Source organism: Thalassospira sp. SM2505 (assembly GCF_054901115.1).
In genome coordinates this window covers 4,317,554-4,339,000 of sequence record NZ_CM142731.1, presented here as the reverse complement: position 1 = coordinate 4,339,000, position 21,447 = coordinate 4,317,554, and the positions used below count along the sequence as shown (strand labels likewise).

23 protein-coding genes and 1 riboswitch are annotated in these 21,447 nt (G+C 52.9%); of the genes, 11 read left to right on the top strand and 12 right to left on the bottom strand.

Annotated elements, in window-relative coordinates; genetic code table 11:
* Window positions 1–122: 122 nt before the first annotated feature.
* Window positions 123–256, top strand: a riboswitch (cobalamin riboswitch).
* 88 nt (window positions 257–344) lie between these two features.
* On the top strand, window positions 345–1,418 hold the full coding sequence (gene cobT, locus ACTU44_RS20285) for a nicotinate-nucleotide--dimethylbenzimidazole phosphoribosyltransferase (protein WP_220150302.1): 1,074 nt from the start codon (window positions 345–347) through the stop codon (window positions 1,416–1,418).
* Window positions 1,419–1,488: 70 nt separating this feature from the next.
* Here cobT and ACTU44_RS20280 read toward each other — a convergent pair whose 3' ends face one another.
* Both ACTU44_RS20280 and ACTU44_RS20275 read right to left on the bottom strand, forming a co-directional pair.
* Window positions 1,489–2,574, bottom strand: a complete 1,086-nt coding sequence (locus tag ACTU44_RS20280; protein WP_181850232.1) for a methyl-accepting chemotaxis protein — start codon at window positions 2,572–2,574, stop codon at window positions 1,489–1,491.
* Between the two features lie 164 nt (window positions 2,575–2,738).
* The gene (locus ACTU44_RS20275; RefSeq protein ID WP_114098068.1) at window positions 2,739–3,188 is read right to left on the bottom strand and encodes an RrF2 family transcriptional regulator; all 450 of its coding nucleotides are present in this window, start codon (window positions 3,186–3,188) and stop codon (window positions 2,739–2,741) included.
* Window positions 3,189–3,543: 355 nt separating this feature from the next.
* Here ACTU44_RS20275 and ACTU44_RS20270 point away from each other — a divergent pair, with 355 nt between their 5' ends.
* The 6 genes from ACTU44_RS20270 (at window position 3,544) to ACTU44_RS20245 (ending at window position 9,250) form a co-directional block, all read left to right on the top strand.
* Window positions 3,544–3,996: a c-type cytochrome gene (locus ACTU44_RS20270; protein ID WP_114098069.1), complete on the top strand. Its 453-nt coding sequence runs from the start codon at window positions 3,544–3,546 to the stop codon at window positions 3,994–3,996.
* 26 nt (window positions 3,997–4,022) lie between these two features.
* Window positions 4,023–5,366: a cbb3-type cytochrome c oxidase subunit I gene (locus ACTU44_RS20265; RefSeq protein ID WP_114098070.1), complete on the top strand. Its 1,344-nt coding sequence runs from the start codon at window positions 4,023–4,025 to the stop codon at window positions 5,364–5,366.
* Between the two features lie 125 nt (window positions 5,367–5,491).
* Complete coding sequence (locus tag ACTU44_RS20260; protein ID WP_114098071.1) at window positions 5,492–6,301, top strand: CbbQ/NirQ/NorQ/GpvN family protein; 810 nt, start codon at window positions 5,492–5,494, stop codon at window positions 6,299–6,301.
* 15 nt (window positions 6,302–6,316) lie between these two features.
* On the top strand, window positions 6,317–8,281 hold the full coding sequence (locus tag ACTU44_RS20255) for a nitric oxide reductase activation protein NorD (RefSeq protein ID WP_462096232.1): 1,965 nt from the start codon (window positions 6,317–6,319) through the stop codon (window positions 8,279–8,281).
* A gap of 110 nt (window positions 8,282–8,391) precedes the next feature.
* Window positions 8,392–8,895 (top strand): cytochrome c oxidase subunit 3, encoded by a 504-nt coding sequence (locus tag ACTU44_RS20250; RefSeq protein ID WP_462096231.1) that lies wholly within the window; start codon window positions 8,392–8,394, stop codon window positions 8,893–8,895.
* Between the two features lies 1 nt (window position 8,896).
* Window positions 8,897–9,250 (top strand): cytochrome C oxidase subunit IV family protein, encoded by a 354-nt coding sequence (locus tag ACTU44_RS20245; RefSeq protein ID WP_462096230.1) that lies wholly within the window; start codon window positions 8,897–8,899, stop codon window positions 9,248–9,250.
* Window positions 9,251–9,269: 19 nt separating this feature from the next.
* On the opposite strand, the gene ACTU44_RS20240 is transcribed toward ACTU44_RS20245, so the two are convergent.
* The 10 genes from ACTU44_RS20240 to ACTU44_RS20195 form a co-directional block, all read right to left on the bottom strand.
* Window positions 9,270–10,874 carry a cytochrome D1 domain-containing protein gene (locus ACTU44_RS20240; RefSeq protein ID WP_462096229.1) on the bottom strand — a complete coding sequence of 535 codons (1,605 nt, stop codon included), beginning with the start codon at window positions 10,872–10,874 and terminating at the stop codon, window positions 9,270–9,272.
* On the bottom strand, window positions 10,871–12,115 hold the full coding sequence (gene nirJ / locus ACTU44_RS20235) for a heme d1 biosynthesis radical SAM protein NirJ (RefSeq protein ID WP_462096228.1): 1,245 nt from the start codon (window positions 12,113–12,115) through the stop codon (window positions 10,871–10,873). The genes ACTU44_RS20240 and nirJ overlap by 4 nt, the downstream gene beginning before the upstream one ends.
* The gene (ahbB, locus tag ACTU44_RS20230) at window positions 12,103–12,627 is read right to left on the bottom strand and encodes a siroheme decarboxylase subunit beta (protein ID WP_114098075.1); all 525 of its coding nucleotides are present in this window, start codon (window positions 12,625–12,627) and stop codon (window positions 12,103–12,105) included. Before ahbB (ACTU44_RS20230) ends, nirJ begins: the two co-directional genes overlap by 13 nt.
* On the bottom strand, window positions 12,624–13,073 hold the full coding sequence (locus ACTU44_RS20225) for an Lrp/AsnC family transcriptional regulator (protein ID WP_114098076.1): 450 nt from the start codon (window positions 13,071–13,073) through the stop codon (window positions 12,624–12,626). Before ACTU44_RS20225 ends, ahbB (ACTU44_RS20230) begins: the two co-directional genes overlap by 4 nt.
* On the bottom strand, window positions 13,060–13,587 hold the full coding sequence (gene ahbB, locus ACTU44_RS20220; protein WP_462096227.1) for a siroheme decarboxylase subunit beta: 528 nt from the start codon (window positions 13,585–13,587) through the stop codon (window positions 13,060–13,062). The genes ACTU44_RS20225 and ahbB (ACTU44_RS20220) overlap by 14 nt, the downstream gene beginning before the upstream one ends.
* A complete protein-coding gene (locus ACTU44_RS20215) occupies window positions 13,578–14,042 on the bottom strand; it encodes an Lrp/AsnC family transcriptional regulator (RefSeq protein ID WP_462096226.1) in 465 nt (154 codons plus the stop codon). Before ACTU44_RS20215 ends, ahbB (ACTU44_RS20220) begins: the two co-directional genes overlap by 10 nt.
* A 7-nt stretch (window positions 14,043–14,049) precedes the next feature.
* Window positions 14,050–15,273, bottom strand: coding sequence for a cytochrome D1 domain-containing protein (locus ACTU44_RS20210; protein ID WP_462096225.1), 1,224 nt, complete (start codon window positions 15,271–15,273; stop codon window positions 14,050–14,052).
* Window positions 15,273–15,581 (bottom strand): c-type cytochrome, encoded by a 309-nt coding sequence (locus ACTU44_RS20205; protein WP_258548684.1) that lies wholly within the window; start codon window positions 15,579–15,581, stop codon window positions 15,273–15,275. Before ACTU44_RS20205 ends, ACTU44_RS20210 begins: the two co-directional genes overlap by 1 nt.
* Before the next feature lie 16 nt (window positions 15,582–15,597).
* Window positions 15,598–16,422, bottom strand: coding sequence for a uroporphyrinogen-III C-methyltransferase (cobA, locus tag ACTU44_RS20200; RefSeq protein ID WP_462096224.1), 825 nt, complete (start codon window positions 16,420–16,422; stop codon window positions 15,598–15,600).
* Between the two features lie 73 nt (window positions 16,423–16,495).
* Window positions 16,496–18,220, bottom strand: coding sequence for a nitrite reductase (locus tag ACTU44_RS20195; protein ID WP_114098080.1), 1,725 nt, complete (start codon window positions 18,218–18,220; stop codon window positions 16,496–16,498).
* 200 nt (window positions 18,221–18,420) lie between these two features.
* Between ACTU44_RS20195 and ACTU44_RS20190 the strand changes: the two genes are divergently transcribed.
* The 4 genes from ACTU44_RS20190 to ACTU44_RS20175 all read left to right on the top strand — a co-directional run bounded on the left by ACTU44_RS20190 (window position 18,421) and on the right by ACTU44_RS20175 (window position 21,386).
* The gene (locus ACTU44_RS20190; protein ID WP_462096223.1) at window positions 18,421–19,215 is read left to right on the top strand and encodes a sirohydrochlorin chelatase; all 795 of its coding nucleotides are present in this window, start codon (window positions 18,421–18,423) and stop codon (window positions 19,213–19,215) included.
* A complete protein-coding gene (locus ACTU44_RS20185; protein WP_114098082.1) occupies window positions 19,197–19,865 on the top strand; it encodes a Crp/Fnr family transcriptional regulator in 669 nt (222 codons plus the stop codon). The genes ACTU44_RS20190 and ACTU44_RS20185 overlap by 19 nt, the downstream gene beginning before the upstream one ends.
* A 107-nt stretch (window positions 19,866–19,972) precedes the next feature.
* Window positions 19,973–20,713: a Crp/Fnr family transcriptional regulator gene (locus ACTU44_RS20180; protein WP_181850236.1), complete on the top strand. Its 741-nt coding sequence runs from the start codon at window positions 19,973–19,975 to the stop codon at window positions 20,711–20,713.
* A complete protein-coding gene (locus ACTU44_RS20175) occupies window positions 20,691–21,386 on the top strand; it encodes a Crp/Fnr family transcriptional regulator (RefSeq protein ID WP_181850238.1) in 696 nt (231 codons plus the stop codon). The genes ACTU44_RS20180 and ACTU44_RS20175 overlap by 23 nt, the downstream gene beginning before the upstream one ends.
* Window positions 21,387–21,447 lie beyond the last annotated feature (61 nt).

Sequence of the window (21,447 nt, the reverse complement as noted above, 5' to 3'; positions counted from 1 at the left end):
TCACGGGCTGGTGCTGGTGTCTTAATCCATCGGTTACCCGCATTGAGCGAAAGGTCACGGGGGTTGGATCAAGGTCCGTGGCCGTGGCCTTTTGCCTTTGGGGAATAGTGAGTTTTGCTAACGGAATGCGGTGAAAATCCGCAGCGGTCCCGCCGCTGTAACCGGTATGCTGCAAACAATGCCAGAGCGGCAGTCACTGAATGAGCAATCCATTCGGGAAGGCAGTTTGGAGCGTTCCGACCGGGAGCCAGAAGACGAGTAAAACACGTTTCAACAAGATTGTGTGCCGATGGAAAAGGTCGTGGCAGAACTGCCGCAATCTTGCCTTTCCAGGAGAAGGTTGAATGTTGGAAACCCGTGCAAAGCACGAAAAGACAAATATTTCAGAGGGCATCCAGTCGCTTGATGATATCCGGGCGTTGCTCGGGTCATTGCCGATGGCCGATGAAGGGCCGGTGATCAAGGCACGGCAAAGGGACCTTGAACTGACAAAGCCGCGCGGCAGCCTGGGCAGACTTGAGGAAATTGTTTTCTGGTTGTGCCGGTGGCAACAAAGTGACGTTCCGCAAATGGATTACCCGCAAGTTTGTGTCTTTGCAGGAAACCATGGAATTGTGCAGCATGATGTTTCTGCTTTTCCACCGTCCGTCACGGCATTGATGGTTGATAACTTTGCAAAGGGCGGGGCCGCGATCAATCAGTTCAGTACGGAACTTGGGGCCGAGGTGACAGTGCGAGCCCTTGATCTGGACCGTCCGACCCGTGATTTCACCGTTGAAGCAGCGATGAGCGAAGATGAATGCGTTGATGCTTTTCGTATCGGCATGGAGGCAGTGAACCCGGATGCCTCGTTCCTGTGCCCGGGGGAAATGGGGATCGGGAATACAACATCTGCTGCGGCAATTTGCCATATCATGTGGGATGGTACGCCGGGCGACTGGGTAGGATCGGGAACAGGTATCAACCGCGATCAGTACAAGCGGAAGATCAATATCGTGAAGCAGGCAAAAGCCTGCCACGATATGTCGGTGAAAGATGGTCTGGACGTTTTGCGCTGTGTCGGAGGCCGGGAAATCGTTGCGATGGCCGGGGCGATTATCGCCGCCCGGCTGCTAAGCATTCCGGTTATGCTTGACGGGTTTATATGCAGTGCGGCAGCGGCCACACTGCATGAAACATCTTCCAAAAGCCTGATGCATTGCATGGTCGGGCATGGATCAGCGGAGCCGGGGCACAGGTTATTGCTGGACCGGATCAGAAAGCGTCCGTTGCTTGATCTTGACCTTCGTCTGGGCGAGGGCACCGGAGCCGTGCTTGCCGGGTTGATTGTCCGGGCTGCGGCACAGTGTCACAATAATATGGCAAGCTTCGGAGACATCGGGATTACTCGCGATACGCCATGTGAGAAGCAGGCTTAAAGGTATCAGGCCGACATCCTCTGGTCCGAAATATCGCCGGAGGATGTTGGCCTGAAAATATGTAAAGACGTTACGCCGCGTCCGTTAAAGATGTGCTTGACCGGGCTGCTTGGGCCGCCCGGTCCTTTCGGATCATGTTGCGCAAGCGCTGCATGACATCAAGGTTGTTATGTTCCATGGCTTGCAAGGACTGAAGGGCAAGATCAAGTTGCCCCTGACGATAAAAGCTCACGGCTTTGCGGGCATTGTCGTGGACTTGGCGATGCGGGATTTCAAGCGCCTTGAAATCAACCATATCGGCAAAAAGACCGTGGCCACTGCCATCGTAATACCACTGCCCCAATCGGCAGTCGGTTTCCGGCGGAAAGTCTGCTTCGGTTGCATCCGATAGCCCCATGAAAACCCGATAGACGGCAAGCTTGAGTTCAAGTTCTTCAAGGTTGGCTAGTTCTATTTCACTAAGAATGGCAGCCATCGACATTGCGGACTGTCCTTCGGTCGAAATATCAAGGATATGCTGGGTTCTTGTCAGAAGTGTATTGGCATCTGATTCCAGATCAGAAGCAGAGCCCGCATTGGTTTTCATGTCACGATCGGCACTATCGGCTTGTGACTGGATCTTACGAACCAGCTTGCCGATTTCCAAAGTTGCTTCGGTTGCGCGATTGGCCAATCCACGGACTTCGGTCGCGACAATCGCAAAGCCCTTTCCGGCTTCTCCGGCACGTGCGGCTTCGATGCTTGCATTGAATGCCAGGAGTTTGGTTTGACGCGACACATCATCAACCATCGAAAGAATAGAGCCGATTTGTCCGGCATTGTCATTTAGCGTGCTGATTTGTGCAGAGGCCGCACGGATGTGCTTGCTGATTTCTGTGATGTGCGATGACATGTTTTTCAGGCCGGTTTGGCTTTCACCGGATTGATGTCGGGCATCTTGATTGGCGCGACTGGTTTCAACCAGCAAGGCGGACAGGTCGGAAAAAGACTCGCGCACGGTAATCAGGGAGTCTCCAAAGGCAGCCAGATTTCCAAAAATGGATCGGGTGATCTTCTGTTCCTGCTCAAGCTCGGCGACACGCGCACGGAGAGCTTCCATTTCGTTTTCGCGGGAAAGGGAGGCCATATTGTTCTGGGTGGAAAGTGATTCGAACATAGCTGGTTTCCTTCGGTACATGTTCCGACATCTTTAAACATGTAAACAAAATACATGTTTAAAGATGTAATGTGAATACATGTTAAGGCATGGCAGCCTGTTTAAATTTGCAGGAACGCACTTATACGACGGGAAGCCGTGTTCCGCTTGAGGTGATCAGTGTCTCACACTGACGGCGAGGATTGAGAAAACAACGAGGATAATTGGGCTTGCGGCTTTAAAAGGTCCGCCAGACTGTAATTGTCGAGAGTCCGATAGAAGGCATTGCTTGCTTCCATCAAGGCATGTCGCAGGAAACAGGCACTTTCGATCCGGCATTCACCGTGATGTGCGGGGTCAAAGCAGGCGACAAGCGCCATGTCCTGTTCTGTATCCCGAACAATCTTGCCAATGCCAATTTCCGAAGGGACGCGACCGAGTCTCATGCCGCCGCCCTTGCCCCGAACGGTTTCAATCACCCCTGTGCGGGCCTGATGGTGAACGATCTTCATCAGATGATTGCGCGAAATTTCATAGGCATTGGCGATTTCATCAATCGTGACCAGACGATCCTGATGCAAGCCAAGATAGATCAGTACCCGCAGGGTGTAGTCGGTGAAGTGGGTCAGGCGCATGGCGAGCTCGATCCGTGTTCAGACGCAGATTTAAACATGTATATTCTACACTTCTTTTCTCGGCCAGCCAGCCCAATGCTGCGAAATTCAACGCGATAAAATGGTGTCCCCGTCGTGCAAGGTACGATCACAAAGGACTGGCGATCAAACCGTTCGACACCCTGTTTGGTCACATTCACCTGAAACCGGCAATTCTGCTCCGTTAGCTGTTCCCGCACATGCCCCCGCCAAATGGCGGGAATTTTTCGTTTGACGGCAATCAAGGAGCGAAATGCAGGCTTGGCAAATGATGCGAGAATGCCGTTTTGGGGACAGAGCGGCTTGGAACTGTCAATCGGAGTGAGGATTCGTTCAAATGTCGGAACGTCTGACAAAATCTGCCGCCCGAAACATCTTTTACGGCGGAACGATCTTCTTCCTGGTCATCTTTCTTGGACTGACCTTGCATAGCCACAACTATATCGTCAACGAGTCCAGCAATTCGGATCAGCTGACAGAATCTGTTGTAGCGGGCAAGCATATCTGGGAACGCAATTCCTGCATCAACTGCCACACCCTTCTGGGGGAAGGTGCCTATTATGCACCCGAACTTGGCAATGTCTGGGTGCGGTATGGCGGTAAGGATGATCCGGAAGGAGCGCGTGACATGCTCAAATCATGGATGCAGGCTCAGCCGTCAGGTATCGAGGGCCGTCGCCAGATGCCGCAATTCAACCTTTCAGATCAGGAACTGGAACAGCTTGTCGATTTCCTGAAATGGACCAGTGAAATCGATACGCAGAACTGGCCGCCTAACGAGGCGGGTTGACCGGTGCTGATGGAAACGAGGCTACAATGAAATATCAATCTCAAAAGGTTGCGCTATATTACATATATGGCGCACTGGCATTGTTCGCAGCCCAGATTCTGTTCGGTGTTGTTGCGGGCACTGTTTATGTTTTCCCCAATTTTCTGTCCGAATTGCTGCCGTTTAACGTCATCCGCATGATTCACACCAATGCGCTGATTGTGTGGCTGTTGATGGGGTATTTCGGCGCGGCATATTATTTGCTGCCCGAAGAATGCGAGACAGAGATTCACAGCCCCAAACTGGCGATTATCCAGTTCTGGCTGTTCATGATTGCAGCGGCCGCCGCTGTTGTCGGATATATCTTCGGCATCCACGAAGGCCGCGAGTTTCTTGAACAGCCGCTGCCGATCAAGGTCGGTATTGTCGTTGTGGCACTGATGTTCCTTTACAACACAACGATGACCTTGCTCAAAGGACGTAAAACAGCGGTTTCAAACGTCCTGATGATCGCATTGTGGTTTGTCGCATTGCTGTTCCTGTTTGCCTTCTACAACCCGTCCAACCTGGCCGTCGACAAGATGTACTGGTGGTATGTGGTGCATCTGTGGGTCGAAGGTGTCTGGGAACTGATCATGGCGTCAATCCTGGCCTTCCTGATGATCAAGATGACCGGTATCGACCGCGAAGTTGTTGAAAAATGGCTTTACGTCATGGTGTCTTTGACGCTGTTTACCGGCATCCTCGGGACCGGCCACCACTATTACTGGATCGGAACGCCGGGTTACTGGCAATGGATCGGTAATGTGTTTTCAACACTTGAGGTCGTGCCGTTCTTTGCCATGGTGATATTCTGTTTCTACATGGTGTGGAAAGGTGGCCGTGACCATCCGAACAAGGCTGCCCTGTTGTGGTCGCTTGGTTGTTCCGTGATGGCGTTTTTCGGGGCTGGCGTCTGGGGCTTCATGCATACCCTGTCGTCCATCAACTATTACACCCACGGTACACAGGTAACGGCAGCTCACGGGCATCTGGCCTTCTACGGGGCCTATGTGATGCTCAACCTTGCGATCTTTACCTATGCACTGCCGTATCTTCGCGGGCGTGAACCCTTTAACCAGCAGCTCAATATGTGGGGCTTCTGGATCACGACAAGCGGTATGGCATTCATGACCTTTACCCTGACTTTTGCCGGTGTTGTGCAAACTCATCTGCAACGCGTTCTGGGCATGAACTACATGGACGTTCAGGATCAGGTTGCCCTGTTTTATTGGATGCGTCTTGGGGCGGGTGTCGCGGTTCTGATTGGTGTTGTGCTGATCGTCTGGTCTTTGGTGGTGGTGCCCCGCGCATCTCGTGCCGCAACACGGATCAGCCAGCCGGCCGAATGACGGTAATCAAGTCAGAAAGACCTGGTTCGTGTTCTTTTAATTGGTGACACGCTGCTGGTAACGGCCGACCGGTTCTCGATGTCGGCCGTTACCTTTTTTGCCTTATCCAGTGCAGGAGCATTACGATGTCTACCGCTCTTAAACAGTCAACTCCCGAGGTTCCTGTTCCGTTTTACCAGCCGACCGGCAATGAAGAGCAGCTTTTTGAAGTTGCATGGCAACGCCATCTTCCTCTTCTGCTGAAGGGCCCGACAGGATGCGGAAAAACCCGATTTGTATCGCATATGGCCGCCAAGCTTGGCATGCCGCTTTATACCGTTTCCTGTCATGATGATTTGACCGCTGCCGACCTTACAGGCCGCTATCTGATCAAGGGGGGCGAAACTGTATGGGTGGATGGTCCCCTGACGCGTGCCGTGCGCAATGGCGGGATCTGCTATCTTGATGAGGTGGTCGAAGCGCGAAAAGATGTGACGGTCGTGCTCCACCCGCTAACCGATGATCGTCGTTTGCTGCCGCTTGATCGCACAGGTGAATTGCTTGAAGCGCCGGACAATTTCATGCTGGTTGTTTCCTATAACCCGGGATACCAGAATCTTCTCAAGCAGCTTAAACCTTCTACGCGGCAACGTTTTCTGGCCGTTGAGTTCAATTTCCCCGACCCCGATACCGAAGCCGATATCATTATGCGCGAAAGCGGAATTGATGCCGAAGGTGCGCGCATTCTTGTGCGTATAGCTGGCAATATCCGCAATCTGGCCGGGATTGACCTTGAAGAAGCCGCTTCGACAAGGTTGCTGGTCTATTGCGCAACATTGCTTAAAACCGGTGTTGCTTTCGATGATGCGATCCAGGCAGCGATTATCGAACCGTTGAGCGATGATCGTGACATTATAACCGGTCTGCGCGAAGCAATTGGCATCATCCGTGGCTGACCGCGGGAGGGTGTCATGAGCTTTGATTTTCTTGAATTCGAAGAACAGGTGGGGATGTTGTGGCACCGGATTGCCACGCGTCATCAGGAAAGCTACCGCGAATATCCGGAACAGGCAGTTCGCTTCGCCGATTTACGGTCATATCTGCCGGTCCTGTTTCGGACATTGGGTGGCGATCCGGCCCTTGAATTTTGTCAGATCGATAAGCGTGTTTCGACACACCGGCTAAGCTGGCGACAGCGGATCGGACTTGTCGATGAACAAATTGCCATGGCTGAAATGAACGAGAGCGCGGTAAAAATGCCGCCTGTCATTTCGTTGTTCCCCGACAGTTCGCTTAACCGCGATTTGTATGTCTGGCTGATGGCATGGTTTGCGGTTTCGGAGCCGCAACCTGCCTTGCAGGAAGATGCGTTCGCTGCTGATATCATGCGTCTTGTCCGCGCGATGCAAACAGACCGTGCCGTGCAAAAGAATTTCCCTGGCATTCTTGCCTTGCGCCAGCGGCTATTCGAAGCCTTTGCCGCGTTGCGGCCCGTCCGTCGTCTGCCGCCTTTTGAACAGCAGATCGAAGAATGCGTGCAAAACAGCCTTGACCAGTCGGGACCTGAAAACACAAATCCAGTCTGGTCCCTGATTTTCGACTGTCAGCAAGATGCGCAGGATATTGCGCAAAAGATCAGGGAAGCGGGTCTTAAGCCGCTTCGTTATGCACCGTTCCTGCCGGTGCCCCTTTGGGGGGAGGCCGTTCATGTCGGTACATCAGGCAGAAATGGTGAGGCTGACGCTGACGATCCCGACGAACCCGCCCAGGATGGTGATCGGGAACGTAAAAAACAGGCCCGTCGGCGCAAGAATGATCAGGCCGGGCGGAATGACCCGCTTGCCCTGAACCGATTTGAAAAGATTCTTTCGATTGCCGAAATGGTCAATGTCAATCGGCCGATGGATGACGAAGAAGAACAGAATGCCAAGAAAGCGGCTGACGAACTTGAGGAAATGGAAATTTCCGATTGCAAGCGAAAGGCAGCGACCAAACTGCGTTTTGATCTTGATCTGCCACCGCGTGAAGCAGACGAAGGGCGCGTGATTGGCAAATGGACATATCCCGAATGGGATTACCGGCAACAATCTTACCGCCCGGATTTCTGCAATGTCATCATGCAGTCAGGTGACGAAAATGTCAGCGAGACCGACATCTGGCAGCCCGGAGAAACCGAACGACGCCAGATCCGTCAGGTGCGTCGCCAGTTTGAGGCATTTCGCCCGCGCCATGAGGTGTTGCGCGCCCAGCTTGATGGTGGGGAACTTGATCTTGAAGCGGTCATTCGTGCGCAATGTGACCAGAAAGGCAACGGCGAGCTCAGCAACAGGATTTATCTTGATACCGTGCGGCGGGCCCGTGATCTTTCGGTTGCGGTTCTGATTGATGTTTCATTGTCGACGGATGCCTGGATACAGGACAATCGTGTTCTTGATGTTGAAAAGCAGGCCCTTTCGGTTTTGGCTGGCGGACTTGATGCCTGTGGTGATGATTTCGGGGTTTACAGTTTTACCTCGCGTCGGCGCGATTGGGTCCGGATCAACGCGATCAAGGATTTCAGCGAAGACTGGTCAGTCGAATGTCAGAACCGGATTCAAAGACTGCGTCCGGGGTATTATACCCGTCTGGGAACCGCGATACGGCATATGGGAAAATTGCTTGGTGAACGGCCTCACCAGCATCGCCTGATGCTGGTCATTACGGACGGCAAACCCAATGATATCGATCATTACGAGGGACGATACGGCATCGAGGACAGTCGCCGTGCAGTCCGCGAATGTCGACAGGCCGGGATTGGTCTGTTCGGGGTGACCGTGGACCGCAAGGCGCAGGACTATTTCCCCTATATCTTTGGCGTTGGCGGCCATGCGATTGTCGCCCGGCTTGAAAAGTTACCATCCGCATTGCCGCGCATCTATCGACAACTGGTGCGGTGATGATGCAGGGCGACATTCAAAAACAGCCCGTCTTGAGCCCCGGTGACACAGAAATACCTGACGACGAAGCTTCCTGGGGCGGTCTCGAACACTTGCCTGGGCACCCGATCATGTGGGTATTGATCTTGTCCGAACTTGTCGTCTTCGGGGCATTTTTACTGGTGTTTTCGGCAGTTCGAATTGGCGATCCTGCCGGATTTGCGCAGGATCAGTTGCAACTGGACAGATTGGCAGGCGGTATCAATACGCTGGTGCTGCTGACCAGTGGACTGTTTGCCGTTTTGGCAACCAAAGCAATCAATGAAGACAATCGGTCGGGGAGCAGGCTATGGCTGTTGGCAACGTCGATCTTCGGGGTGATTTTCCTGATTATCAAATTGATGGAATACACAGCCAAGTTCGATGCCGGGATCGGTTTGGAAAGCACGACATTTTTCACGCTTTATTTTCTGATTACCGGCTTTCATGCCCTGCATGTCGTTCTGGGGCTTGGCATTCTGGGGGTTGTTGCAATCTGGCCCAGCCGGATCAATGTCGAAACCGCCGCAGCATTCTGGCATATGGTCGACATGGTCTGGGTTCTGGTTTTCCCTGTGATCTATCTGGTGAGATGAGATGGCTGCGCAAGAAACCTGTTCAGAACTTGATGAAAATGATGCCGTTATGTCGGGAACAACCGAAACATCGTCCCGGATTGTGGTCCGGGTTTGGCTTGCGGCAAGTGCCATAACGATCCTGTCGCTCGTTCTGGGATTGACCGGTGATGGCGCAGTTCAACGGTCATTGGGACTGATCTCGGTCGGCTTTATTATGGCGGTTGGTTGTTGCAAGGCCTGGCTGATCTTGCGGTTCTATCTGGGGCTGGGACCAGCCGCAGGAAGCTGGCGCGGGTTATTCATGGCCTTTCTGATCGTCATTCTTGTTGGTGTTTTCGCAAGCCAGGGCATCATTGTTTTAATGATGCCCTGATATATTTACGTCGCTGCTGTTAGTGACTGGTGCCTTCGGAATAGGTGATCTTGTTAAACACGTTATATTTTCCGACCGGCTTTTTCATCGGGATGCGTTTGAGTTCGTTGAACGTATCGGCATCGTAAACAATGACAGCCCCGTCATCGTCCCAGATCGAAAGCAAGGCGTGTTTGCCGCTGCTATCAAATTCAACATGTGCGGCAACCTTGCCCGGTTCGGGACGCAGTGTCTTGACGATTTCAAGGGTGCGTTTGTCGATGATATGGACGGCGTCCTTATCAGGACCAAAAAACACATCGACCCAGGCATAAGGCGTGTTTTCATGACTGCGGGTAAAGAAGCCGGGACCAAGCGTTTCAATTGTCTTGATCGTTTCCCAGGTCGTCATGTCGATAACGCTGATTTTTGAATCCTTAAGGTGCGGTGTGGCAAGAACCTGTCGCCCCTGATATTCAAAGGTAATGCCCGATCCAAGATGGGGCATGCCTTCAAGGGCAATATCGGCAACCTTGCGCCCGACATTCAGATTGACCACCTGTCCGTCCCGTCCATTGCGGGCCGCACCGATCAGATAACGATATTCCTGATCAAAGAAGAAATCGTCGAGCCCGTCGGCAAGTCTTATGCGTCGAACAGGAAATGGTCCGTGCTGCACATCAAGCGCTTCGACCATATTTTCTTCGTAGTTGTGAACAAAGCCCGGATATACCGGCCGGGGAGAATCGGCATAGGAAATCTCCCAGACTTCAGGCAAATCTTTCAGCGCAATGATAAAGCTTTGTCGCGGTGGTGCCGTATATACAGCCGATACGCGCGATGTTTTCCCGCGATCGCCAGCAACCGGAATAAGTCGTAATGGTCGAAGGTCGTAAGCATCAAGCAGGATCAGACTGTGCGGTAGCATATTGCCGGCCATCAGGTAGCGGCCGTCACTGGAAACCGCAACATTTCGGGTGTTCAGACCAACACGAATTTCGGCAACCATTTGTAGAGAATAAAGGTCATACATCTGCACCCAGCCATCGCGGGAAGCCAGATAGACAAATCTTCCGTCCGGTGAATATTTCGCACCACCATGCAAGGCAAAGCGGGTCTGGAACCGGTCAAGCGGGCTGAAGCTGTCGCCGTCAAGTATGGTGACATGGTGATCCCCGGCTTCGACCACGGTGAACAGATTAAGCGGATCACTATTGAACTTTGGCTTGGCCGGTAATGTTGCCGGATCGACAAAAACTTCATGACTGGCCGCAATGTCGGCCATTTCCCAACCGGGTATCTTGGCAAGTGGTTGACGCAACCATTCACCTAAAAGGGTAATATCCGTTTGATCCAGAACGGTTTCGAACGCAGGCATCTGTGTTGCCGCGCGGCCCTTTGAGATAACGCCCTCAAGCGTTTTGCCACGCAGTTTTTCAAGACTCTCGGGCAAAAGTGCCGGTCCCATTCCGCCCAATCGGTCACCGTTATGGCAAACGGCGCAATGGGTGGCATAAAGTGCTTCGGCATCAGCCTTCTGGGATGGGGAAAAGGTTTCTTGGCCAAATGCAGGCATCGCGGCCACTGTGGTCAGGGCCGTGACCATGGCAAGCTTTCGCAGAAAGGTGCCAGACGGGGTTCTCATGATGCGTGCTCCACCTGACCGCGGCGTCTTGTTGCGGCAAACGGGACCGTTTCCAGTCGATCATGATGACCGGTAATGCCCAGTTCCGCATCGTCAAGATAGCAGCCGGGATCCTCAGCCCAGGGATCACCGGTAAGCTGATAGGCACGCGTTCGGGTGTTGCCGCCGCAAATGTCGCGATACTGGCACTCCCCGCAACGTCCCCCGACCGCGCGAGGCCGTTGTTTAAGCCCGGCCATCAATGGGTCGCTGATATCCTGCCAGATGTCGGAAAACGGCCGTTTGAGAACATTGCCAAGCGTATGCTGCCACCACATCGTATCGGGATGAACGTTTCCAAGATTGTCGATATTGGCAACATTCACACCTGATGCATTGCCACCCCAGCGGCGAAGCATCCGGGTGATGTGTTCGGATGCGCTGCTATAGTGCTGATCGATCCAGAATTTCAGGAAAACGCCATCAGCATCATTGTTACCAGTCACATAATCGCGTGCGATACCGGCTTTCAGGTCTGCCTCGCAACGGGCAAAGATCATCAACAGGGCGTCACGGGTCATGTTGTAAAATGCGTGATCCTTGCGGTTATGGTTACCGCGTCCCGCATAATTCAGATGAGAGAAATAGAATTTGTCGATCCGTTCGCGTTCAACCAGATCGAGAAGACCCGGCAAATCCTGATAGTTTTCTCGGGTCATGGTGAAACGGATGCCGACGGGCAGTTTGGCATCGCGGCACAGTTTTGCGCCCCGCAATGCGAGATCAAATCCACCGTCCAGACGCCGGAAATAGTCATGGGTTTCGTTCAACCCATCAAGGCTTATTCCGACATAATCATAATTGGCCTTGGCAATCTGATCGATGTTGGTTTCGTCAATCAGCGTGCCATTGCTTGACAGGGCGACATAGAACCCAAGTTCCTTGGCGTAGGCCGAAATATCGAAAATGTCAGGTCGCATCAAAGGTTCGCCACCAGACAGGATCAGAACCGGGACATTGAAATCGCGCAGATTTTCCATTGTTTTGAAAACCTGTGCGGTGGTTAGTTCCCCGGGGAAATCCTTATCCACGGCAGAGGCATAGCAATGCCGGCATGTCAGATTGCAACGTCTGATCAGGTTCCAGATTACGACTGGTCCCCGGTTGGCAAGCTGGGCATGTTTGCGGGAAGACGCAGGTACGGATCCGCCGTTTTCGGCAATCTCGATCGCGGCCCGGATATATTGGCTTACTCGCAGCATTTCCGCTCCTTGCTTTTGCGCCAGCGCAAGCCGGTCTTTTTCAGAATGCGACGGCTGTAAAGAATGCGGTGGTCATGAACGGTATCGCCCAGAATTTTGCGAATTTCCGCAACGTGGGCTTCGACGATGTCGCGTGATGTGCCATGAACCATGGCAAACAGATTGAACGGCCATTCCGGCAAATGCCGTGGCCGCCGATAGCAGTGGGACACGAAATCAAGAGCGCCGATGGTTTCACCCATCTCGTCGATCCTGTCGTCATCAATGTCCCAGACGCTCATGCCGTTGGCGCGGTAACCGAACTGATAGTGATTGGGGATGATGCCGATCCGCCGGATGACACCGATATCAAGCATGCGCTGCAGGCGTTGTTCGACTTCATCGGGACTTAAACCGATGCCAAGACCGATATCGCCATAGGGGGTCGAAGTGATCGGTAGCCCCGACTGTGTCGCACGGATCAGGGCTTCGTCAATTTCGTCAAGTTCAGGAACTGGTACAGGGTTGTTCATTCCGGTACCTCCAGCTTGAGTTCAAGAAAATATTCCTGTTCCTTGGGAAAGTTCAAAACCTCCAACCCGGTTTCGCGAGAAATCTCGGCAAGAACATTAGCCAGTGCGATTTCATCGCTGGCCAGAACCACAAACCACATGTTCAACCGATCATCGCGCTCGTAATTATGGGCAACTTCCTCAAAGGAATTGACCTGATCAGCAACCGCATCAAACCTTTCGGGCGGAACAGCCATTGCAGCAAGTGACACGGCCCCCCCAAGCTTTTCGGTGTTAAAAAGTGGTCCAAAGCGGCTGATATATCCTTTGGCAATCAGTTGCTGGACGCCTTCAATCAGGACATCTTCAGAATAGCCAAGGCGTTCGGCCAGAACTTGAAACGGGTGGGCGCAAATAGGAAAACCGCCTTGCAGATTGTTAAGCAAATCGCGTTCAAGCTGATCCATGTTGTCCTCCTGCCATGTTCTTTGCAGTAAAAGGCACTGCGCCATACTTACCTGCGCGCTGGGCAAAGCATCGTTTGCTGAACAGGACTTTCTGCGGCATGTCACAAAGATCGAGCCGCGCGGTCATGTGGCGGATTTGCGCACGAACAGTGTGTTTGTCCCGTCCGTGGATCATGCAATAAAGATTAAAGGGCCAAACCCCTGCCACGCGTTCACGCCGATAACACAAGGTGACATAAGGCAATCTTGCCATTGCTTGCCCGATATCTGCTGCCATCGGGTCGGGGACATCGAACACACACATCGCATTGGCCTGATATCCCAGTGCCCGGTGATGCAATATCATACCGAACCTGTTGACCAGGCCATTTTCAATCAGTTGATCCAGCGCGGAAATGACGCCTTCTTCTGTTATCCCCAACGTGTTGGCAATAACAGCATAGGGTTGCGGACAAATCGGCAGGCCGTCGCGCAGCTGTTCAATCAACCGGTGATGAAGTTCGGTCAGTTCCATTGCAAGTTAAAACCCAAATCAAGTCGGTAATGTTCAATCATCGGCATCAGATGAACCGTGTGACCTGTCTCGGCCTCGATGGCTTCAACTGTCCTGACAAGGTCATTCCGGGTGGCGCCGGTGATCACGAACCACAAATTGAGTTTATCTTCGCGTTCGTAATTGTGATTGATTTCGGTAAAGCGGCTGATTTTTTCGGCCACTTTTTCCAGTTCGGATTGCGGGACTTCCATTGCCGCAAGGGTGGATGCCCCGACCCGCCCCGTGGCATAAGTCGCCCCGATGCGGGCAAGATACCCCTTGTTTTTGAGATCCTCGAAGGCTGCCATAACGCTGCCTTCATCGCTGCCGATTTGTTCTGCGATTGTTGCAAACGGGCGTGATGTGGTTGGAAAACCGCGCTGAAAGGCCTCGATAAGTTGCTGTTGTGTCGGGGAAAGGCGTTCTTGCATCATGATCCTCCTACAACCCGATCCGGCCTGCGCGGTCGGACATGAAGATGCCGCTTGGGCTGGGCAAAGGAAGTTCTGCAATCGGTTTCAGGGTATAGGGATCATATCCGACGACTTTGTTGTCATCGCGAACCGACAGCCAGACCTGATCGCCACGGGGACTGAATTCCATGTGAAGGACACCGGTGCCGGGTTTCAATTCACCATCGATTGCCAGAGTTTGAGTATCGATGATTTGCACGGTGTCATAATCGGGAACTGAAAAATTGACCCAGACATGGCGACCATCGGGATGGGCCATGACAAATACCGGTTGTCCATGAACGGGAATGCGACCGACTTCCTGCCAGGTTTCGGTGTCGATCACCAAAACCTCGTGGCGACCGACCGCCGGAACAAAGGCCCGCTTGCCCGCAATGGCCCAACCTTCCAGATGTGGCATCTTGTAAACCGGTAGCCGTTCCTCGCCCTTGCCATAGTGATCAAGGATGCGTTGCGGACCTGATTGCGGATGCCAAAGATCAAGCAATGCCATGCCATCTTCACCAAACAGTCCGGCAATGTAATAGCGGCCATCCGGCGTGATCAGTGCGTCATAGGGCTGGATGCCTATATTCTGGTATCGTGTGACAGATGGTGTATTCCCTGCCGAGAAATCGGCAATCCAGATTTCACCCGTATCCCAAAGACTAAAGACAAACCGGTTGCCCGGCGCATCGACAAGACCAATTACCTTTGACCGGTCGGGCCCCCCATCAATCGTGGTCGGAATATCGGCAACCAATTCCAGCGTTTCCGTGTCAAATACCCGGACACCGCCGGGTTCGTAATTGGCGACAGCAACAAGTTTTCCGTCCTGGCTGATTGCACCGCCGATGCTGTTGCCTGCCTGCAGGGTCCGTGCCACAATTTCGTGGCTGAGGATGTCAACCTTGGTCAAGCCGCCGTCTCGCCCAAACACAAAGGCAAACCGGCCATCACGGGCGTAAACGATGGAGGCATGAGAAAGATCACCCAGACCACCAATTATCCCGGTAAATTGTTTGTTGCTGGTGTCAAGAATGGCGACCTCGCCACTTGCACGGGCAATAACAGTTGCCAGATCGGCCGTTCCCCGCAGGGCAACGGGGGAGGATGCACAGGCATTCAACGCAATTGCGGCTCCGATTGCGATCAGGGTCGCTAACGGGCGAAATGGCGAACGCCTTGTCTTCGCAGGAAAGAAACGCGGCATTATTTGGATCCTCCTGTTTTCAGGTATCGGGCCATCCAGGCAGCTTCGCTTTCACTGATGATTGCGCGCCACGGTGGCATCGCCGTTCCCGGCAATCCGTCAAGGATGATGGAGCTCAGATCTTCGACGCTGTAATTTTCAAGATTTTCGGGCAGCAATGGCGATCCGAGTCCGCCTTTGAAAGTCAGGCCATGACAGGAACCGCAATCCTGACGCACCATTTGTTCCAGAGCAGATGGCGTCCGGGCATGCTCCTGAAGCTCGGACGCGACAGCCGGGCCCGCGACAAGAAATGTCCATCCCGCCACAAGCGTGCCTATGGTTTTATGCCGTTTTCGCATAATGCAGGGCTTTGTCAGAAAGAACCGATATCGACTGATCGGTGTCATCAACCATGTATCTGGTAGCGGGCAATGACAGCCGGTCTGCCAGTGACAGCACCCGTCCGATGACAATCATGCAGGGCGGGTTTACATGCATGCGGTCAAGGTCTGTACACAGATGATCAAGCGTGGTTTGAAAATGCCGCTGTTCCGGGGTGGCGCCATTTTCGATGATCATTGCCGGGGTGTTTCCCGAAAGACCATGTTCCATCAGCTTGTCGGCGATGAGGGGCATTGTTTTTACCCCCATGTAAATCGCAAGCGTCGTGTTGGGATCGGCCAATGATCGCCAGTCATGCGTTGGCATTGCGTCGGCCTGCATATGTCCCGTAACAAAACGGACACCGGTTGCCAGACCTCTGTGGGTCAGTGGCAGGTTCAGCTTGGCCATACATCCGGCCGCAGCTGTAATGCCGGGCACAACTTCAAAGGGAATTTCATGAAGGCTGAGATGCTCTGCCTCTTCACCACCACGTCCGAAAATATAGGGGTCTCCCCCCTTTAAACGGACAATGTGTTGGTGGGAATGCGCCAGATGCACCAGCAATGTGTTGATTTCTGATTGTTTGAGGCTATGACGCCCGGTTGATTTGCCAACATAGATGCGTTCGGCAAACGGATTGACCAGATCAAGAATATCTTCGGAAACAAGCCGGTCATAAACGACAACATCCGCGCGGTCCAGAAGACGTGCGGCCTTGAGTGTCAGCAATTCCGGGTCTCCTGGCCCGGCCCCGACAAGATAGATGTATCCCGGTTTGCTCATGGCGGATTTTCCTTTTTACCGGATTGACCAGATGTGCAGAAATCCGGGGGCTTTGCAGCCCCCGGATACACGGTCAGTAGACGTCGTGCTGGGTGTTGTAGAGGTTGAATTTCCCGGTCGGGGTCACAAGACGATCATCCTTGATGACCTTCTTGAGCTTGCGGGTTTTGTCGTCAACGACAACGATAGCTGATTTCTCGGCTTTGCCGTTCCAGACAGAGAACCAGATTTCAGTTCCCTGCTTGTTGTATTCACCCTGAACGACACGTTTGGCGCCTTCACCGACATCGGCCCACTCTGCGATCGGGAGAATGTCATATCCGGCTTCAAGATCGTTGATGTTGAACACGGCAACCGACTGGTAGATTTCAGCATCCGAGTTCAGCGGCGTATCCACCCAAAGGTTGGTCGAATTCGGATGGGTCTTGATGAACAGGGAACCACCTCCTTGACCATCAATAGACGCTGCCATTTTCCAGGCACTGTCCGGGTGTTTTTCCGGGTCCGTTCCGATCAGGGCAATGGTTTCGTCGCCCAGATGGCTGGTAGCCCAGACCGGTCCGAGTTCAGGGTGAACAAAGTTCGCCCCGCGCCCCGGATGCGGCGTTGTTCCGACTTCAACAAGTTTGGTCAGAACGCGGTCCTTGGTGTCGATCACCGCGACGGTGTTACGGGCGTTGGCTGCAACAAGGAAATAGCGGCCACTGGCATCGAATCCGCCGTCATGCAGGAAACGTTCTGCATCAATTGCGGTGACCTGCAGGGCATCCAGATTTTCGTAGTTTACCAGAAGAACCTGACCGGTCTCCTTGACGTTAACGACGAATTCCGGGTTGTAGTGCGACGAAACGATCGCTGCAACACGTGGTTCTGGATGGAATTCCTTCTCGTCGGTGGTCATGCCACGCGTCGATACGATTTCAAGCGGTTCCAGTGTTTCGCCATCCATGATCGTGAATTGCGGTGGCCAGTAGGAACCCGCAATGGCGTATTTGTCTTCCCATCCTTTCATCTTGGATGTTTCAACAGAACGTGCTTCAAGGCCAACCTTGATGGAGGCAACCACGATCGGGTCTTTCATCCACAAATCGATCATGTCGATTTTGGCATCGCGGCCGATCACGAAAAGATAACGTCCGGATGCTGATACGCGTGAAATGTGAACAGCGTAGCCAGTGTCGATTACATATTTGATTTTGTAATCGTTACCATCAATCAGGGCGATCTGACCGGCATCGCGCAATGTTACCGAGAACAGGTTCTCGATATCGAGATCATTCATCTTTTTGGTCGGACGCTGGTCAACCGGAACGACGACTTTCCAGCTTTCCTTCATTGCGGCCATACCCCATTCCGGGGGCTGCGGCGGGTCCTGCATGACATAGCGTGCCATGATATCGACCTGTTCTTCGGTCAGGTCACCCGAGGTGCCCCAGTTCGGCATCCCGGCTGGTGATCCATAGGTGATGAAATCACGAAGATAATCGTACCCCAAATCACGGGTCCGATCGGTTGTCAGTGCCGGTCCGGTTGCGCCATTGCGCAATACACCGTGGCACCCTGCACAGCGCTCGAAGAAAATCTTGCGCCCCTGATCGAATTCATCAGATGTCATGGTCGGCACGCCTTCATGAACACCGGGTTGATCCCCCGTGCTTGGAATGGATTCCAAGCTTGGTTCATAAGTACTTTCGCCTTCCGGATGTTTGTCCTGTGCAAAAGCCGCTGTTGTCAGAATAAGGCCAAAGCCAAATGCAAGCGGCGCTGCAGTACGTCTTAGTCGGGTTGTGAGTGTCATGCGTCCCTCCTTAGGAAAATGAAAGCCCTCGCTCCCGGCTGCGGAGAGTTTACCTTTCGAGGATGGTCAGCCTTGACGATGATCAAATAACCATACGGACATTATGGGTTTCGGTGGTTCGATCCTTGACCGGAATCAATACGGGACCACCAAAATCAAAGAAAATCGGGAAAAGAGAGATCAATTAATGAGGTGACGGCATGTTGATCCGTGATCCGGTTCTGATCATTGTTGCTCACGGAACGCAGCGATCAGGTGCATTGCCAGGAGAAGTCTTTCAGGGACGTTTGCAACAGCTCTTGCCGCATTTTGAGGTTCGGCTGGCATTCTTGCACAGCTCTCCGGATATTCAGGCTGTTCTGGAAGATGTTCTCAAGAACCAGCCGGCAGATATTCTTCTGTTCCCGCTTCTGTTTTCTCAGAGTATTGACACCGTCAATCTCTTGTCTCCGACGACAGAAAATATTGAAGGCAGTCGTGCTCAGATATTGCCCGCTGCCGGATGTTTGCCGGGGTTTGGCCGGATGCTGACTCATCGAGCAGTCGACTCGACCTTGCCCTTGAATGGTAAAGTCAGAAACCCTGCGGTTTTCTTGGTCTCGCACGGACGCAAAAGCGATAGGCGACCGGCGCGAAACTTCCTTGAAATCAGAAACGCAGTTGCCCGATCTCTTGGGCATAATGAAGTATATAACGTGCAGCTCGAAGGCTGTTTCCCGCTCGATCAGTGGCGGGAAAGGACGCAAAACCGCAAGGCTGTTTTCATTCCATTGATGGCGGGGGATGGCTTCCATTGCAGGGTCGATATTCCGGCTGCTGTTGATATGCGTCCAGACGAAAATCTCCGGATACTTTCTCCTGTTGGAACCTGGTGGGAACTGTCGGTATTGCTGGCCGAATATGTCAATCTTCGCTGGCTCGATGGTGGCTCTGAATATTCTGGGCCGATATCCCGCAAACTGACGAGGACGTGCAGATGTCTTGTCGAAAAATAACCAGTGCGGATATTGATCTGATCTCAAAAATTCCGGTGATGTCCGCATTTGCGCGCACCGAAATTCCGGCCATTGTCCGCGGCTCCTTTGTAACTATTTATCCGCATCGGGAACTGCTGTTTAGCGAAGGAGAAGACGCTGATCAGTTTTTCATTCTGTTAAAAGGGCAAGTGCGTCTGTTCCGGGTTCTTGATGATGGTCGGGTTCCCTTGTTCCATCTGGTCGGGCCAGGAGAATCCTTTGCCGAAGCGGTGGTACTGGCAGGTGTGCGTTATCCTGTCTCGGCCGAATGCGAGGCAGGATGCGAGATTGCGGCTGTCAGTCGCTCGCAATTGATCAGCCGTCTGAAGAATGATCGCTTCATGATTGGTCGAATGATGCAGTCCCTGATCGAGCGTGAGCGATTCTTCTTCAAGGAACTGAACGGTTTGCGGCAACTCAATCCATCGCAGCGACTGGCGGAATTTTTGCTTTCCCAGAATGATCAGCCACAGCATGTACCAAAACATGTGATTGCCAACCGGATCGGGGTGACGCCAGAGACCTTCTCACGGGCATTACGGAAGCTTGAAGAAGACGGGCTGATCGCGCGCGATCCCAAAATGAGCATTCTTGATCTCGACCGACTGCAACAGTTCACCCGGCAGTAGATATTTTCGGTCGCCATATTGACTTGGAGCAAATCTAACCCCTCCATCAGATGTTAGATTGGTTCCAGTAAGTAACTCACTGCTCCGTTATCACCATGGACAATGCCATGACGAACGATATTGAGCGCATTTCGGGCGTCCTTCGCTTTGCGCGTTATTTCAGAACCTGGCCACAGGAAGATATTCTTGAGTTGGCAAGTCTATGCCAATGGGTTCGCCTCGATACCGACACTGCGATGATTACGGCAGGGGAACCTGCCTCGGCGCTTTATCTGATCGTCAATGGTCATGTCGAGCTGTCTTACAAGGACGGGGACGGCAAGGATGGCGTCATTGATCTTATGGGCGACGGACAGCTGGTCGGGGAATGCGCACTTGTCCCGGACGGTTATTATGCCGTGTCACTCAGAACGCTGGAGGCCACAACGGCGATTCGCATTGATGGCCTGGCATTTTCGGAATTCCTTTCGGCCCATTTCGACAGAGCCCTGACCATGATGTCTGCCATGACCGAGCGGTTGTGTCAGATGTTACGTCAGGCCGAAGAACTCAAATGTCGTTCTGCGGCTCAGCGATTGGGTATTTATCTTCTGGCGGATGCTGTCCCGATTGATGGCGTACATGAAACGCCGCTGACCATCGAAAAATCGGCCCTTGCGCGCAAGCTTGGCATGACGAGTGAAACCATTTCCCGGGCACTGAAAAAGCTTTCCGAAATGGGTGTGTCACAGCATTCCAATGGTCATATCATCCGGATTGCCGATGCTGAAATGCTTGCTGAATGGTGCGGTCTTTCGAGCAATCAGGGCAAAGAGGAGCAGGAAGATGCGTTCAAAGCCGCTGTCTGATTCCGACCGCGAAATCATGATGAATGTGCCGTTGCTTTTTGCCCTTGGTGAAGACCGCATTGAAGGTCTGATCGCGAGATGCAGGGTTGCATGTCATGCGCGTGGCGAACATCTTTTCCGTGCCGGTGATGTCGCAGAGAATTTCTATATATTGTTGTCCGGTCATTTGCGGCTTGTGAAAACGTCGCCGCTCGGGGAAGAAACCGTCATGCATTTTCTGACCCAGCCGGGCGCATTTGCCGAAGCGGTTTCATTTGCCGGTCGCCCCTATCCTGTGGATTGCGAGGTGATGGAAGATTGCGAGATTGTTGAAATTCCGCGCGCAGCCTATCTGTCCATATTGCGAAGTGCCCCGGATGTTCTGGGCGATGTATTGAGCGGTCTTCTGCGGTGGGAACGTTTCTTCCTTGAGGAAATCTACAAGATTCGCCACACACGACCATTACAAAGAATCGCATCCTTCCTGATCGATTTCGAAGAACGCAGTGGTGAACCTCTTGATGATCAGGGAGGCACGAGCTTCCCGGAAAAACGTCAGATCGCAAGCCGGATCGGCATCACACCCGAAACCTTTTCGCGTTCCTTACGGAAGTTGGAGGCATCTGGCGCAATTGCTGCTGGGCCTAAACTTCAAATTCTTGATCGTGCTGCGTTGATCGAACTGTCGCGCTAACAGGTTGTCAGAAGATCGGCATGGAGATGAGACATCAGGAGCGGATCGATACGTATCCGTC